14 protein-coding genes are annotated in these 15,554 nt (G+C 51.8%); all 14 read left to right on the forward strand.

Going from position 1 to position 15,554, the window contains the following annotated elements; translation table 11 throughout:
* The first annotated feature begins 71 nt into the window (after positions 1 to 71).
* Positions 72 to 1,472, forward strand: a complete 1,401-nt coding sequence (atpD, locus tag NSQ46_RS02090; RefSeq protein ID WP_007128775.1) for a F0F1 ATP synthase subunit beta — start codon at positions 72 to 74, stop codon at positions 1,470 to 1,472.
* Between the two features lie 96 nt (positions 1,473 to 1,568).
* Complete coding sequence (locus NSQ46_RS02095; protein WP_007128774.1) at positions 1,569 to 1,973, forward strand: F0F1 ATP synthase subunit epsilon; 405 nt, start codon at positions 1,569 to 1,571, stop codon at positions 1,971 to 1,973.
* Positions 1,974 to 2,202: 229 nt separating this feature from the next.
* Entirely contained in the window at positions 2,203 to 2,484 is a 282-nt protein-coding gene (locus NSQ46_RS02100; protein WP_007128773.1) for a hypothetical protein, read from the forward strand.
* Between the two features lie 616 nt (positions 2,485 to 3,100).
* Entirely contained in the window at positions 3,101 to 3,358 is a 258-nt protein-coding gene (locus NSQ46_RS02105; RefSeq protein WP_007128772.1) for a DUF1146 family protein, read from the forward strand.
* Between the two features lie 488 nt (positions 3,359 to 3,846).
* Positions 3,847 to 5,193, forward strand: a complete 1,347-nt coding sequence (murA, locus tag NSQ46_RS02110) for a UDP-N-acetylglucosamine 1-carboxyvinyltransferase (protein ID WP_028405641.1) — start codon at positions 3,847 to 3,849, stop codon at positions 5,191 to 5,193.
* A 1,202-nt stretch (positions 5,194 to 6,395) separates the two neighbouring features.
* Positions 6,396 to 7,475, forward strand: a complete 1,080-nt coding sequence (spoIID, locus tag NSQ46_RS02115) for a stage II sporulation protein D (RefSeq protein ID WP_340898651.1) — start codon at positions 6,396 to 6,398, stop codon at positions 7,473 to 7,475.
* Between the two features lie 244 nt (positions 7,476 to 7,719).
* Positions 7,720 to 8,457 carry a M23 family metallopeptidase gene (locus NSQ46_RS02120; protein ID WP_028405639.1) on the forward strand — a complete coding sequence of 246 codons (738 nt, stop codon included), beginning with the start codon at positions 7,720 to 7,722 and terminating at the stop codon, positions 8,455 to 8,457.
* A 429-nt stretch (positions 8,458 to 8,886) separates the two neighbouring features.
* Positions 8,887 to 9,171, forward strand: a complete 285-nt coding sequence (gene spoIIID / locus NSQ46_RS02125) for a sporulation transcriptional regulator SpoIIID (RefSeq protein ID WP_007133275.1) — start codon at positions 8,887 to 8,889, stop codon at positions 9,169 to 9,171.
* Positions 9,172 to 9,366: 195 nt separating this feature from the next.
* Complete coding sequence (locus tag NSQ46_RS02130) at positions 9,367 to 10,365, forward strand: rod shape-determining protein (protein WP_028405638.1); 999 nt, start codon at positions 9,367 to 9,369, stop codon at positions 10,363 to 10,365.
* A 324-nt stretch (positions 10,366 to 10,689) separates the two neighbouring features.
* The gene (locus tag NSQ46_RS02135; protein ID WP_007133273.1) at positions 10,690 to 11,571 is read left to right on the forward strand and encodes a flagellar hook-basal body protein; all 882 of its coding nucleotides are present in this window, start codon (positions 10,690 to 10,692) and stop codon (positions 11,569 to 11,571) included.
* Between the two features lie 73 nt (positions 11,572 to 11,644).
* On the forward strand, positions 11,645 to 12,466 hold the full coding sequence (locus tag NSQ46_RS02140; RefSeq protein WP_007133272.1) for a flagellar hook-basal body protein: 822 nt from the start codon (positions 11,645 to 11,647) through the stop codon (positions 12,464 to 12,466).
* A 9-nt stretch (positions 12,467 to 12,475) separates the two neighbouring features.
* A complete protein-coding gene (locus tag NSQ46_RS02145; RefSeq protein ID WP_007133271.1) occupies positions 12,476 to 12,724 on the forward strand; it encodes a DNA-directed RNA polymerase subunit beta in 249 nt (82 codons plus the stop codon).
* A gap of 414 nt (positions 12,725 to 13,138) precedes the next feature.
* On the forward strand, positions 13,139 to 13,570 hold the full coding sequence (gene fabZ, locus NSQ46_RS02150) for a 3-hydroxyacyl-ACP dehydratase FabZ (RefSeq protein WP_342576247.1): 432 nt from the start codon (positions 13,139 to 13,141) through the stop codon (positions 13,568 to 13,570).
* A gap of 130 nt (positions 13,571 to 13,700) precedes the next feature.
* Entirely contained in the window at positions 13,701 to 15,419 is a 1,719-nt protein-coding gene (locus NSQ46_RS02155; RefSeq protein ID WP_028405635.1) for a phospho-sugar mutase, read from the forward strand.
* The last annotated feature ends 135 nt before the right edge of the window (positions 15,420 to 15,554 follow it).

The following is a 15,554-nucleotide window of genomic DNA, read 5'->3' on the forward strand; positions in this document are numbered from 1 at the left end:
TATCGATCATGAAATATGCGGTTTAAGAAGAGCACTTGCCATAGTGAGTGTGTAGGAGGGAAAATCAAACAATGAAAAAAGGACGCGTTGTCAGCATTCAAGGTGCTGTTGTTGACATTGAATTCGAACGCGGTCATCTTCCCGAGATCTTTAACGCCATCAAAATTGAAGGCGCATTGGAAGGCGGCCGTTCTATAAACCTGACTCTGGAAGTAGCTAACCATCTGGGCGACAATCTGGTACGTTGTATCGCAATGTCCTCCACAGACGGACTGGTACGCGGAATCGAAGCAGTCGACCTGGGTGCTCCGATCACGGTACCTGTTGGTGCCCCAACGCTTGGCCGTGTATTTAACGTACTTGGCGAGCCTATCGACAATGCGGGAGACGTTGTTTCCGAGGTTAACAATCCAATCCACCGCGAAGCTCCTGCTTACGACGAGCTTTCGACGCAAGCGGAGATGCTGGAAACCGGTATTAAAGTTATCGACCTGCTGGCTCCATACCAAAAGGGTGGTAAAATCGGTCTGTTCGGTGGTGCGGGTGTAGGTAAAACGGTTGCCATCCAGGAACTGATCAACAACATCGCGCAGGAGCACGGCGGTATCTCCGTATTCGCAGGTGTTGGTGAACGTACCCGTGAAGGTAACGACCTGTATCATGAAATGAGCGATTCCGGCGTTATCAGCAAAACTGCCATGGTATTCGGACAGATGAACGAGCCGCCGGGCGCACGTCTTCGCGTAGCCTTGACCGGTCTGACGATGGCGGAATATTTCCGTGATCAAGAAGGTAAGGACGTGCTTCTGTTTATCGATAACATCTTCCGCTTCACGCAAGCGGGTTCCGAAGTATCCGCCCTCCTTGGACGGATGCCGTCCGCGGTAGGTTACCAGCCAACGCTGGCAACCGAAATGGGACGTCTGCAAGAGCGGATCACATCAACGAAAAAAGGATCGGTAACGTCCATCCAGGCGATTTACGTACCTGCGGATGACTACACGGACCCGGCTCCTGCAACAACGTTTGCTCACTTGGATGCTACGACAAACCTGGAGCGTAAGATCTCCGAGATGGGTATCTATCCAGCGGTAGATCCGCTCGCTTCCAGCTCCCGGATTCTGACTCCGGAAGTCGTAGGCGAAGAGCATTACAATGTCGCTCAAGGCGTTAAGCAAATTCTTGCCCGCTACAACGAGCTTCAAGATATCATTGCCATCCTCGGTATGGATGAGCTGAGCGAGGAAGACAAGGCGATCGTTGCTCGTGCACGTCGCGTTCAGCGCTTCCTGTCCCAGCCATTCCACGTTGCGGAGCAGTTCAACGGCATGCCGGGTAAATACGTGCCGGTTAAAGAAACGATTCGCAGCTTCAAAGAAATTCTGGAAGGCAAGCACGATCACCTTCCTGAAGCTGCCTTCCTGTTCGTAGGCACGATTGAAGAGGCAGTTGAAAAAGCGAAAACACTGTAAGCCGGACACCTTCGCGGGTGTATCTGACCATATCGGGCTGCAGCCATGCAGCCTGGTATGCGAGTGATTCGCGGATAACGGTGAGGAGGGATGGAAGTGAGCACCTTTTTGTTGGAAATCGTAACACCGGACCGCGTCGTTTATTCCGAGCAAGTGAACAGTGTTACGGTGCGCGGGGTGGAAGGGGAGCTGGGCATTTTGCCTGGGCATATTCCTTTCGTGACGCCTCTTCAGATAGCTCCTGTCTATGTGAAGATCGGTAATGAACGCACCCCGTTTGCGGTACAAGGCGGGTTCGTCGAAGTCCGCAAAGATAAGGTTGTCATCCTGGCTGAAAGCGCCGAGCGAGCGAACGAAATCGATCGGGAGCGTGCAGAAGCCGCGAAAGAGCGCGCGCAAGCCCGCTTGAACGCGAAAGGAAGACAGGACGAAATCGACCATCGCCGTGCAGAGCTCGCTCTGCAAAGAGCGATGAACCGGATTAAGGTAACCCAAGGTTAATCGTACAGACAGCTTGGCTGCAATGCTATTGCGGCGGGCTGTCTTTTTTATTTTGCGCGAAAAACGGAGAAGCTACAGAACGATTAGACCCAAGCTACAATATCAGCCAACGGATAGGGGGAAATTATGAATCTATGAAAATATGCCGGTATAAGGCACCAAATATCCATAACTTTTGCTAGATTCGTAGCATAAACTGTAGCATCCAATAGGAGAGGAGGTAACTCCAATGGCTATATTGCTTCCGGAACAAATATTTGATTTGGCGCCGCAAGTCGGTAAATCCTATTACGAAAACCTGACAGGAGGCGATCCTGCCACCATAATCGTCAACAACTTTTCTGAAGGAGCCGTGGGGCTCGTCCTAACCCGCGTCAATGAACCGGTAACCACTTATGTTATTCCTGGATTTAACAGTCTTAGTCTCACAGTCGACAACTTGTTGGTGGCCGCGCTTCTGACGGGAACAGTGCCTGCTTTCGGAACGATTCATATTGCCACGGCAGTATAATTGAAAGAAATAAATAGCCGAAATTTCAATGGGAACCTCGAAATGAGGTTCTTTTTCATAAATGAAATCATGTGACCAAAGAATCAAAACAAGGCTTTTTTCATAAAAAAAGAGCTTAAGACAGATTCAATAGAACGCATAGGAGAAGATGAACTGCAGGCATGGGAGAGCAAAACACTTCCAGGAGCTACAGGCAATTTGAGGGAGTGCTGCAATGGGAGCTTAAGCATACGGCATCTTTTGTGACGGATAATTACTGTTGCATAGGGAAGAACTTAAAACAATTTTTACTAGTATTTGGAAATCGAATTAATCAGAAAAGGATTATAGTTCCATGAGCAAAAGATCAAACAATGGTATATTCTAGGCGAATAGTTGATGTTACAGGCTAAATTGTGAGGAAATACGCATAATATGAATGTTCATAATAGAAACGCCAATACCGGGATTAGACTTCTGCTAATTGCGTTGGACCGAACATTTGATCATCTTGTCGACAATCTTTATTATTTCCGAGGAAATGTCGGATAGAAAGTGCTGGATTCTTCGGTCCGGGCAAAGTATTATAGAATAGTCGAGCCTTATGGGCAGATAATTGAAGAATGGAGGAGGGGACATGAATCAGGATTTATCCAATTCAATTTCCGGTGCTGTAGGGGTTAACGGACTAATGTCCATTATCGTTTCCCTGGCTTGTATTGCGTTGGCATGGTGGGCGTTACAACATCTGAAACTGGATTTGGTCGTCCGACATCCGAAGGGACCGCAGGGGAAGCTTCTGCATCTGCTGCTAGCCATCGTATTAGGACGTTTTGTTGCTGAATTTCTAATTGACTATATTACATGGAGTCAAATGATCCGATATATGCTTTAAAGCAAGAGTGAACGGCGTATCATCATCAAGCTTAGGGAAAGAAATTTTGAACCGTACATAAGGTTAGGTATTTGTAAATATCTCCCCTGTTTGAATGATTGTGCGAATGGTTATATCTCTGTTAGGTTGCTTGAAGAAGATGTCGAATAAACACATTTTATTATGTGAACACTGAGGTTAAGGATTCGATCGGGCGGACGATATGACTTCCGGACTATCTTGTTCTCCCGGTAATGGTTACACATTGACAATTGCATGTCAGTCGTGGTACCTTTCGATAGGTCCATACTGTGGATAACAGATGCGTCTTGGAAGTGCATCATGAGTTTTTCAGTTCCTGGACTAAACGCCGTATCAGATGTCATAAATAGTTCAAAGATCGCTTGTTTAGCGGAAAATAACAATGATAAGATGAAATTTAGGGAATTAGCAAGGAAATGCACTACAACTATGCTTGAGGAATATTATGGACGCGGAGGGAAACCATGATGAGCAAATTTATCGTCCGCGGTGGCAAAAGACTGACCGGAAGCGTCAAAGTCAGCGGAGCAAAAAATTCAGTTCTTCCGATCATCGCTGCCTCTCTACTAGGGGAAGTTGGGGAAAGTGTTATTATTGACGCTCCTCCTCTTGACGATGTAATTACAATCAGTAAAGTATTGGAGTCGCTTGGTGCAGGCATTACATATCAGGATGAAGTCATTCGTGTGAATGCAGAGCACATAACGACATGTGAAGCACCTTATGAGTGGGTGCGGAAGATGCGGGCGTCTTTTTTGGTCATGGGACCTTTGCTTGCACGCTGCGGACAAACCCGGATTTCTCTTCCGGGGGGCTGCGCGATTGGCACAAGACCGATCGATCAGCATTTAAAAGGATTTGAAGCACTCGGGGCTGAGATCAGCCTCGGACAAGGATATATCGAAGCAAAGAGCAATGGTAAGCTTCGCGGCGCGAAGATATATCTGGACGTCGCAAGCGTAGGCGCAACGGAAAATATTATGATGGCCGCAACCTTGGCTGAAGGTGTCACGGTTATCGAAAATGCGGCGAAAGAGCCGGAAATTGTCGATTTGGCGAATTACTTGAATGCCATGGGCGCTAAAGTTCGCGGTGCCGGAACAGGGATTATCCGGATCGAGGGAGTCGAGCAGCTGCACGGCGTGAAGCATCATGTCATACCGGATCGGATTGAGGCAGGCACATTTATGGCTGCCGCCGCGATTACCGGGGGCGATGTGTACGTCGAGGGTGCAATTGCGGATCATTTGGGGCCAGTGATCTCCAAAATGGAGGAGATGGGTGTTACGATCCTGCCGGATGAGAACGGCATTCGCGTTATTGCGGACAAACCGCTGAAATCGGTAGACGTTAAGACGCTGCCTTATCCTGGCTTCCCGACGGATATGCAGTCTCAGATGATGGCGCTTCTGTTGGTGTCGGAAGGTACAAGTGTCGTGACGGAAACCGTATTTGAGAACCGCTTTATGCATGTGGATGAGTTCCAACTGATGAATGCGGAAATCAAGGTTGAGGGACGTTCTGCCATCGTTACCGGTGGAGCCAAGCTGAAGGGAGCCAAAGTGACCGCTACCGATTTGCGTGCGGGAGCTGCTCTGATCCTGGCCGGTTTGGTATCGGAAGGCACGACGGAGGTTGGCGGCGTTCAGCATATCGACCGCGGCTATGTCAATTTGGCCGAGAAGCTGTCGGGTCTTGGCGCAGACATTTGGAGAATTTCCACGGAGGAGCCGGGCACCGAGAAGGCTTCGAAGAAGCCTGCGGACGACGCGGAAGACAGCAAACTGTTTAATGTTCAGCCTACCTGGGCTTAATGACCTCGTTTTTTGAAGACTCTCTAATTCAAGATTCATGAATTTAATGCGGAGTAGCAAATGGCTTTGCCTGAGGGCAAGGCCATTTGTCGTTTATATATCAAAAAATGCGCAAATCGGCAAAGGCACTTGGCCAGGCAGTAATCGCAGCTGCAGGAAACGCGCAGGGATCTTTCTTTCCGGATGGTTTATGGATCGGAGCATATGCTCGATTAATCCGGAATCGCGTGGGTCTAGCGGAAACGTTACTGAAGTTCTAGGAGAATTGTTATGTCCAGCGAGCTTTCGTATTCTCCGTCGATCCAGCAAGAACTCTCATCACTGGTAAGGCGTTATGTTTTAGTAATAAAAAAGATAACTGAAGCAAGCGTATGGAGGCCTATGCCATCTAATTTTTCAAGCAGCGTCAATAATGGGGCTCACAAGTAGGAATGGAGCTTCTTATATGACATTGGTTGTTCTTATTTATTGATGGCCCCGTACAAGAATGTGATCTCAGATAGAGGATCTCTCCCCGTTTCTCATACCGACAGCTTTCTCCCCATTTGATTCCCTTTCTTTTCTCTCAGAACAGTTCTAGCAATTCCCTTCGCTTCATACAGATAAAGTAGAGCGTACGAAAGGTAGAAACGAAAGTGCTGGAAGAGCGAAGTCAGGAGGGAAACGCAAATGAAAGATTCCAAGTATCGGATGAATGTCCATCTTTCAGATAAGGAACAAGTTTTGGGTCCGGCGGTGCAAGCGAATGAGGATGATGTTAAGGCGTATCATGAATTCACGGAAGGCGCGGCCGCACCGGTATTGAAGTGGGCGTTCCCGGAAGCCCCTGAGCCGCAGGCCCAGGGGGGCCGCCCTTCGCCCGGCCGGCTCGAGGAGGAACAATACGAGCCGGCACAGGGGCAGCGCGGGCACCGAGGCCCCGGCGGGCCGGACGCCTCCGGCAAGTCCGGCCGGCCCCTTCGGGCGGCGCAGACGCCGCCGCCCGGCAGCCCCGCTGGCGCACGCGCACCGCACGGCGCTGCGCCGGACCCTGGCGGGCCGGCGGCCATGCCGCATGGCCCGCAGCCCGCGGCCGGGCCGCCGCGCACTGCGGCGGCGGACGGCCGCGCCCCCGCGGGGGCCGCACGTTCCGTGCGCGGCCCCGGGGGCTGTGGCGCCGCGGCTTTGCCGCGCGGCGCCGCCCGGCGGCCGGAAGACGGCGGGTGCGGGTGCACCCTGCCGTCTGGGCCATAGCCGGGCTCCTGGCCCTGGCGCTTGCGCTGCCGCTGCTGGTCGTTGCCCCCGGCAACGGCCAGCCAGAGCCGCTCCCGCCGGGCCCGGCGCCCGTACCTTCCGCCGAGCCGCAGGCGGCGGAGGAGCCCACGGTGTCCGTCTATCTAACGCGGACGGACACCGTGGAGGAGCTCCCGCTGGAAACCTACCTGGTCGGCGTACTCGCCGCCGAAATGCCGGCGGAATTCCAGCCGGAGGCACTCAAGGCGCAGGCGATCGCTGCACGGACCTATATCGTGCAGCGGCTGTTGTCCGGTGACCGCAGCGGCGTACCGGACCCCAAGGCCGTGGTGACGGATACGATTAGCCACCAGGCCTATCTGTCTCAGGATCAGCTGGAGAAGGAATGGAAGCAAGCAGGGAAGGAAGCGGAGCTGGCGAAGCTCAAACGGGCCGTGGACGAGACGAGGGGAATGGTCATGACCTACCAAGGAGAGCCGATTACGGCTTCTTTTTTCTCGACAAGCAACGGCTTTACGGAAAATTCAGAGGATTATTGGAAGAATGAGATTCCCTATCTGCGAAGCGTGGAGAGCCCGTGGGATGTCAAGATTTCACCAAAGTATAAAACGACCGTAACAATGTCCCGAGCGGAGTTCATAGACAAGCTAGGGCTTACGGATGGCGCAGTTCCGGTATCGGCAGGCGGGCAGGGGAGCGGTTCGCCGATCGTGAAGATTCTTTCATATACGGAAGGTCATCGGATCGAGAGACTGAAGGTTGGAGGCAAGACGTTTACGGGGCGTGAAGTGAGAGAGAAGCTTGGGCTGAAATCCAGCCAATTCAGCTTTAAGATGATAGACGGGAAAATCGAGATTACGACCTACGGCAACGGGCATGGGGTTGGCATGAGCCAGTACGGGGCCGAAGGGATGGCCCGGGAAGGCTACAAGGCCCAGGACATCCTGAAGCACTACTATACGGATATTTCGTTTGACCAAACTTCCAATCTTCTGTCTTTAAAAGAGAGTTCAAAAAGTCGGATTTTCAGCACCGAGAAGGTTGAATGAAGCCAGGGACTGAGGAGCAGAGCGTACGTTTTAGGTACGTGAGCACCTGAAATGTTTCCGCAGGAAACATGCTTCGGAAGCATCTGCATAGGCCCGGCTGAATTCAAGATTCGATGCCGAGTTACTTCTTGATTCACTTCGTGATCAAAGGACGACTTTTTGAACAACCTCTTAAAAAAATAATAGTGAGATAACGTATAAAAGATTTCCCCCCGGTAACAATAGGTTACTGAGGTGATTGCAAATGAATGAACAAAACAAAAATACTAAACCCCACGAAGAAGCTCCTAAAACTGTGCAGGGAGATTCGTCGGCAACGTCGTCTTCGTGGAAGAAAGCATTATCCAAACGGTGGGTGTTCCCGGCAGCATACTTAGCAGCAGCGGCAATTATACTAACCCTCGTGTGGGTCTACCAGGACGCCAGCCAAAAAACGCTGAAGCCACAAGAGGAAAACAGTACGGTATCTGGATCGGTAGTAGGTTCGGAGACGCCGGCTGCGGAAGGCAAAGACGGAGAAGCTGTTGAAGTGACCGCGAATGCGCAATCGATGATTTGGCCTGTAGCAGATGACGTTGCGGTAAGTGTGGTTAAGCCTTACTTCGATGAGGAGTCCCCGGAAACGCATCAAGAGGCGATGGTGCAATATAACGACACCTTCAGCCCGAACCTGGGGATTGATCTGGCGACCGCCGACGATCAAGCATTTGAAGTCAGAGCCGCGCTTTCCGGTAAAGTGACACGCGTGGAGAATCATCCGCTGAACGGCAACGTGGTGGAAGTTACATCGGGTGACACGAGAACCGTGTACCAGAGCTTGAATGAGGTGAAGGTTTCCGAGGGTGCTGAAGTGAAGCAGGGCGATGCGATTGCTACCGCCGGCCGCAATGAGCTTGAGAAGGACCTCGGTAATCATCTGCACTTCGAGGTGTATGAAGGCGATAAGCTGGTGAACCCGGAGAAGCTGCTCCCGCAAAAATAATTTGAATATTATGCTAACGGCGCCCACCGCGCTCGACACCGGACAGGATTCAGATCCTGTCCTTTTTTTATCTGCTTGAAATGAACCAAGACATATTGAAAGGCAGCAGCAGCTGATGGACAAAGATTCGCCTTCATACCCTGTAGGATCGGTTGATTTTTTACGAATAAGTCCCGAAGGAAAAGCATATGGGGCCGTGGATATCCGGTGAAACATAACGGGGGATCCGGCTGCCCCTCCTAGCGTGCTGTGAAGGCAAGTCCAACCCTTGCTGCGCCTTGCGTTTTCGTGCTTTTGGTCCGGCCTCGTCCCGGCATGTCCAGAAAATAAATGGGTCTGCTTAAGCTTGTCAGCCCGTGAAACCGCGAATATCCCGTCATGCCCCTCATATAATGTACCAAACTATCCACACAGTAGGGAGGCGGGAGCGTGCACGATTACATCAAAGAGCGGACCATTAAAATCGGACGCTGTATCGTGGAAACGAGGCATACGGTTCGAACTATAGCCAAAGAATTTGGCGTGTCCAAAAGCACGGTGCATAAGGACTTAACCGAACGTCTGCCGGAAATTAACCCGGATCTGGCGGATCAGGTGAAGCACATTCTCGAATACCACAAATCCATCCGCCATCTAAGAGGCGGGGAAGCCACGAAGATCAAGTACAAAAAATCCGGCAGCAATCGTGAACCGGTGGCCACGGCAAAATCCTGAGAAATAGTGCTTAGGTCGCTAGAATGACGTTGAATCCCTCCCCTAAAGTATGATATGTTAAATGCTGGTATAGGATCGAATCATGGGACCTGCCTTGCCGTAAATTATCATGGATTGCTGGAAATTGTCGATTGAATATCGGGGCAGTGAATGAGGACTCTTTACCATAAAATAACACTTTGGGGGCTTTTCATGATGTTGAGCAAGGATATAGGAATCGATCTAGGGACGGCAAACGTGCTAATTCACGTTAAGGGGAAGGGGGTAGTGTTAGACGAACCTTCCGTAGTCACGATTGAGACCGACATGAAGAGGGTCCTTGCGGTCGGTGAGGAAGCTCGGCGTATGGTCGGACGCACTCCCGGCAACATTACGGCGATCCGCCCGCTGAGGGACGGGGTCATCGCCGACTTCGACATAACGGAAATGATGCTGAAGTATTTTATTGATCGCGTGGGGGCGCGCAGCTGGCACAGCCGGCCCCGTATCCTGATCTGCGCGCCGACGAATATTACGTCGGTGGAGCAGAAGGCGATTCGGGAAGCGGCTGAGCGCAGCGGCGCCAGAGATGTGTTCCTGGAAGAAGAGCCGAAGGCAGCGGCCATCGGCGCTGGCATGGATATTTTTCAGCCTAGCGGTAACATGGTTGTGGACATTGGGGGCGGCACGACAGATGTGGCCGTCCTGTCCATGGGCGATGTTGTCACCGCTTCTTCGATTAAAGTCGCGGGGGACAAGTTCGACGAAGCGATCACGAAGTACATTAAGCATAAATATAAATTATTGATCGGTGAACGTACGGCGGAAGATCTCAAGGTTGCGATCGGCACCGTTCGTCCGGGGGGACGGCAAGCGGAAATGGACATCCGGGGGCGGGATATGGTATCGGGACTCCCGTTAACCGTAACGGTATCCTCCGAAGAGGTACAGGAGGCGCTATGGGATCCGGTATCCTCGATCGTGCTGGCCGCCAAGTCCGTATTGGAACGCACACCGCCGGAGCTGTCGGCTGACATTATCGACCGCGGCGTCATTTTGACAGGCGGGGGCGCACTGCTTCACGGATTGGACGAGCTGCTTACAGAGGAGCTCCGGGTACCGGTTCTCGTTGCGGAGGATCCGATGCACTGTGTGGTTAAGGGAACGGGCATTATGCTGGATAATTTGGACAAGGTCGTTAAGAAAAAATTCTAACCTTCCGATATAAATATAGGATGTACTAAAGAATGAGATACAGGCAAGGGAGAAAAATGATGATTCCGAAGAAACGGTAGTGGTCGCCTTTGTGACCGGATTTCTACCTTGTTGAATTGATAAGAACAAGAAATCCGGAAGCAACAGCGATTGTAGGAACATTTTACGTGCTTGCCCGATATCCAATTCGTTTGTTCATCTATATTGATGATAGGATGACTGGATCTGGATAAGGACCGGTGTACAAGCAGCGAAGAATATGCCAACTCCATGGCTGGACATCCGGGTTCTTAACATTCGTTAATATGGAAGGAAGTGTCTTCATTGTTAAGAGGACTTTATACCGCAGCTTCAGGGATGATGACCCAGGAGCAGCGCCACAATACCGTGACCCAAAACATTGCGAACCTGAACACGACCGGTTATAAGGCGGTCAATAGCGTACAGCGCTCATTCCCGGAAGTGCTCGTCTCCATGATCGGCGGAAACGATCCCTCCAATTCGAACCGGAAGCTCGGCAAGTTTAACACCGGTGTCTATGCGGAGGAGAGCATCTCCTTATATACCGAGGGAGCGCTACGCGAGACCGGGAAAAGCACGGATTTTGCGCTGGTATCATCCTTCAACGTCCAGAATCCGGCCACGGGGGAGAATTATGAATTCGACGCCTCGGGTCGATATGTGGACGAGAATGGGGACGTTATTTACCGGCCGGAAGGCTTTTTCACCGTTCGGAACGAGAATGGGGATATCCGTTATACCCGTAACGGGAGCTTCCGTGTTGACCCGGATGGCAGCCTGCTGAGCGAGGCCGGTTATCAAGTGCTGGATAACAATAACACTCCGATTGTATTGACAGGCTCGGCCCGTAACTTTACAGTGGATGAGCAAGGGCAAATCATAGACGCGGACGGCAATGGGACAGGCACCTACCTCGGCATTAGCATTGTAAGCGAGCCTCATGGCCTGATCCGGGAAGGAAACGGCGTGTTTCGCATGGCCGATCCTGACGGCGAGGTTCGTTTCATGACGGCTGCGGATAACGGAGAGATCCGCCAAGGCTTCATCGAGGGTTCCAATGTGGATCCGACGCAATCGATGGTGGAATTGAATGCTGCGCTGCGGGCGTATGAAACGAATCAGCGGATCGTGCAATATTACGATAAGACGCTGGAGAAGGCCGTAAATGAGATTGGCCGAGTCTAGTATGGGCTGCAGCTCCAACTGGTCTGACGGCAGATTTCGTTTTAGGATTAGGTAAGCCTACAGGAGGTAAGGAATGAACAACTCCATGATTAGTGCCATGGTCTCGATGAATGCGCTCCAGCAGCGGCTGGATGTAATTGCAGACAATGTGGCGAACGTGAATACAGTCGGATATAAGAAGCGAGAGGCGTCCTTTGAGGATGTCCTGACTCAGGTGCAGCGGCATCATCAGGATTTTGACCGGCCCGGGCGCGCAACGCCGCTAGGCTATACGCTTGGCTACGGGATGAGGTTATCCTCCCTCGGGATGAATATGGATCAAGGGGCTCCGCGGGAAACCGGCAACCCGCTCGATCTGATGATTGAGGGACAAGCCATGTTTGCCGTTCAGGCAGGCGGAACGATCGTCTATACCCGGGAAGGCGCTTTTGATGTTTCGCCGGATCCGAACAACGCCGAGAATGTGCTGCTGGTGAATTCCCAGGGCTATCCGGTGCTGGACGTTAATAATCGTCCGATTTCGCTGCCGGCTAATGGCAAGGTTGCGGTCGATGAGAACGGGCAGATCATCCTGGATACGCCTGCTGGTCGGAGACCTGGGGCTACATTGAAACTGGTCGAGCTGAATCGTCCGGAGGGGCTTGTATCCGTAGGGGATAATCAGTTCGTGCTCGGTAACGGGCTCGCCGAAGGGGATGTGTTCGACCTGACGCCGCGAAATCCGGTTGATCCGGCAAAATCCAAGGTCCTGTCCGGCTATGTAGAGCAATCCAACGTCAACCTGACGGAGGAAATGACCAAAATGATGGAAGTTCAGCGGGCTTATCAGCTGGCTTCGCGGGCACTCAGCTCGAGCGACACTATGATGAACCTTGCCAACACTATGCGAGGGTAGGTGGGCATCATGAGCGAACCGAAAAGCGGGGCGAAACGTGAAACCAAGGCGGAATCCAAGAGTAAGGAAGCAGCGAAGCCGCGCTCCAAAACTTCCGGGTGGAAAATTGCCGTACGGATCATGATCCCGATTTTGCTCATATTGGCATTGTTTGGCGGCATGACGTTCGGTTATGTCGTGCTGGGCAAGCAGGAGCTTAGCGAAGTGTTTAAATGGGACACTTGGAGGCATGTTTTTGACCTGATTTTCGCACCTTAGCCGGTGCAGTACGTGATGGAAATAATGTGTTAATATAAGCTGAAACTCCCAATCCGGGAGTTTTCTTTTTTTAGGGTAAAACGGTATAATGGGATGGGACTTGCACATCGGTTCTTTGATGAGGAAATCACATATGCGTAAAAAGGGCCTTCTCCGCAACGACAAAGCTGTCCTGCGAAAAAAGCCCCTTATGTGAAACCTTCACTTCTGCAGTGGTGAAGGATATCATCATTTTTTCCGCATGCCCGTTTTTTTATGCATACTTGAAAAGAAAAGCTCAACTTAGAGATGAACAATGAAGGTTACCCTAATGCTCGCTGGCAAGAGCATAGCACGAAAGACAGCCGTCAGTTCGAGGCCCGCGTTTTCAAATGCTGTGCTTGGCGGGTACGTACATAAGGAGGATTTTGAAGAATGTTGAATATTAAACAGATTCAAGAGATTATTCCGCATCGCCCCCCGTTTCTGCTTGTTGATAAAATTGTGGAGATCGAGGACGGCAAGCGCGCGGTCGGTATCAAAAACGTAACGATCAACGAGCCGTTCTTTGTCGGCCATTTTCCCGAATATGCCGTGATGCCGGGCGTGCTTATTGTGGAGGCCTTGGCACAAGTCGGTGCGGTCGCTATTCTCAATGTGGAGAGCAACCGCGGAAAGCTGGGATTTCTGGCAGGGATCGACGGCTTCCGGTTCCGCGGTCAAGTCGTGCCGGGGGATACGCTCCGATTGGAAGTTGAAATCATTCGCCTGAAGGGCATGATCGGAAAAGGAAAAACGACAGCAACGGTCGACGGACGCGTGGTTGCCGAGGGGGAAATTATGTTCGCGCTTGCGGACAAGGAATAGCCCATGCAGTGCGAGTTCAAAAAGTCGGTTTTATCAGTATTACGTCTTCATGTTCACTCCCGTGTGATCAAAAGACGGCTTTTTGAACAGCCTCTTGCAGACAATTCTTGCTTGAAGGGAGACTTTTTTCATGTCAGAGATGAGTCAGAGAACGAAGGATACGGTTCAGCGCTGGTTAAACGACCCTTATGTCGATGAGGAGACAAAACGGGAGCTTCGCGCACTGGAGAATGATACCCGTGAGCTGGAGGAGCGGTTCTACCGCGATCTGGAGTTCGGTACAGGCGGACTTCGCGGCGTGATCGGCGCCGGCAGCAATCGGATGAATAAATATACCGTAGGACGGGCTACGCAAGGCTTCGCCCAATATATTCTCGATACCCATGGTCAAAAGGAAGGGAAGCCTTCGGTGGTCATCGCTCATGATTCGAGGCATTTCTCGCCGGAGTTTGCGCTTGAGGCCGCTCTGGTGCTTGCCGGTAATGGCATTGTAGCCAAGCTGTATCCGTCTTTGCGCTCCACGCCGCAATTATCGTTCAGCGTCCGCCATCTGGGTGCCTCGGCGGGAGTTGTAATCACGGCCAGCCATAATCCTCCGGAGTATAACGGCTACAAGGTATACAATCAGGAGGGAGGCCAGTTGGTGCCGCATGAAGCGGAGAAGGTCATCGCCCTGATCCAGCAGGTGGATTCCTTTGCCGCCGTGAAGAAGCTTTCGAGGGAGGAAGCGGAAGCGCAGGGTCTGCTCGTATGGCTTGGCGAAGCTGAAGATCAAGCCTTTATCGATACGGTTGCCGCTGTTTCCGTGAATCGGGAGGCGATTGCATCCCGGCTTGCCGATGATTTCAAAATCGTGTTTACCCCGCTGCATGGCACGGGTCATGAGCCGGTTAAGCGCGTCCTCGAAACGATCGGATTCAAGCATATTTATGTGGTGCCGGAGCAGCAGCAGCCGGATGCCGATTTCTCCACGGTGAAGTCTCCGAACCCGGAAGAGCGCGAGGCGTTTACGCTGGCCATGAAGCTTGGCGAGGAAGTGGGCGCTGATATTCTGATCGGTACCGATCCCGATGCCGACCGCATGGGGGCCGTCGTTAAGAACCGTCAGGGAGAATATGTCGTGCTGACCGGCAATCAGTCCGGTGCGATCATGATTCATTATCTGATGAGCCAGCTGAAGGATGCGGGCAAGCTGCCGAACAATGGAGCGGTTATCAAGACGATTGTAACCAGCGAAATGGGCGCGGCCATTGCCGAGCATTACGGAGCAGCAGTGCTGAATACGTTGACGGGCTTTAAGTATATCGGCGAGAAAATGACTCAGTTTGAGCAGTCCGGCAGCCACACCTTCTTGTTCGGCTATGAGGAAAGCTACGGCTACCTCGCAGGCAATTATGCCCGCGATAAAGATGCGGTGCTGGCTTCCATGCTGATTTGCGAAGCGGCCGCTTACTATAAAGGACAAGGAAAGACCTTGTATGATGTACTCCAGGAGCTGTACGAGCAGTTCGGTTATTTCCTGGAAAGGCTCGAGTCCCGAACCTTGAAAGGGAAGGATGGCGTAGCGCAAATCGCGGCAAAAATGTCAGATTGGCGCAACGATCCTCCGCAGGAAATCGGCGGCATACGGGTCGAGCAGGTGCTTGATTACGCGAACGGTCTCGACGGCTTGCCGAAAGAAAATGTACTGAAGTATCTGCTCGAGGACGGCTCCTGGTTCTGCTTGAGACCATCGGGCACCGAGCCGAAGATTAAGGTATATTTCGCCGTTCGCGGAGCTTCCATTGCAGATGCGCAGGAGAAAATTCAACAGCTGGTTGAGCGTGTAATGGCTCGCGTCGATGCCTGACGGATTGAAGGAATAGAAACGAATTTAGAGATGGACAAACTTAGGCTAACAGCGAAGCGAGTTGCAGCGTATGCCGATAGACTGTAGGCATCGCTTTTCGCTTCGCTAACCCTGTAGGTTCAATGAGGAGGTACT

The organism is Paenibacillus sp. FSL M8-0142, from assembly GCF_038597315.1.
In the GTDB taxonomy this organism is placed as follows: domain Bacteria; phylum Bacillota; class Bacilli; order Paenibacillales; family Paenibacillaceae; genus Paenibacillus_AQ; species Paenibacillus_AQ lactis.

Coding starts and splice junctions, on each gene's coding strand:
- fabZ (WP_342576247.1), top strand. CDS start 13,139: ATGTTGAATATTAAACAGATTCAAGAGATTATTCCGCATCGCCCCCCG.
- NSQ46_RS02145 (WP_007133271.1), top strand. CDS start 12,476: ATGAGCGAACCGAAAAGCGGGGCGAAACGTGAAACCAAGGCGGAATCC.
- NSQ46_RS02140 (WP_007133272.1), top strand. CDS start 11,645: ATGAACAACTCCATGATTAGTGCCATGGTCTCGATGAATGCGCTCCAG.
- NSQ46_RS02105 (WP_007128772.1), top strand. CDS start 3,101: ATGAATCAGGATTTATCCAATTCAATTTCCGGTGCTGTAGGGGTTAAC.
- NSQ46_RS02155 (WP_028405635.1), top strand. CDS start 13,701: ATGTCAGAGATGAGTCAGAGAACGAAGGATACGGTTCAGCGCTGGTTA.
- murA (WP_028405641.1), top strand. CDS start 3,847: ATGAGCAAATTTATCGTCCGCGGTGGCAAAAGACTGACCGGAAGCGTC.
- atpD (WP_007128775.1), top strand. CDS start 72: ATGAAAAAAGGACGCGTTGTCAGCATTCAAGGTGCTGTTGTTGACATT.
- NSQ46_RS02130 (WP_028405638.1), top strand. CDS start 9,367: ATGTTGAGCAAGGATATAGGAATCGATCTAGGGACGGCAAACGTGCTA.
- NSQ46_RS02120 (WP_028405639.1), top strand. CDS start 7,720: ATGAATGAACAAAACAAAAATACTAAACCCCACGAAGAAGCTCCTAAA.
- NSQ46_RS02100 (WP_007128773.1), top strand. CDS start 2,203: ATGGCTATATTGCTTCCGGAACAAATATTTGATTTGGCGCCGCAAGTC.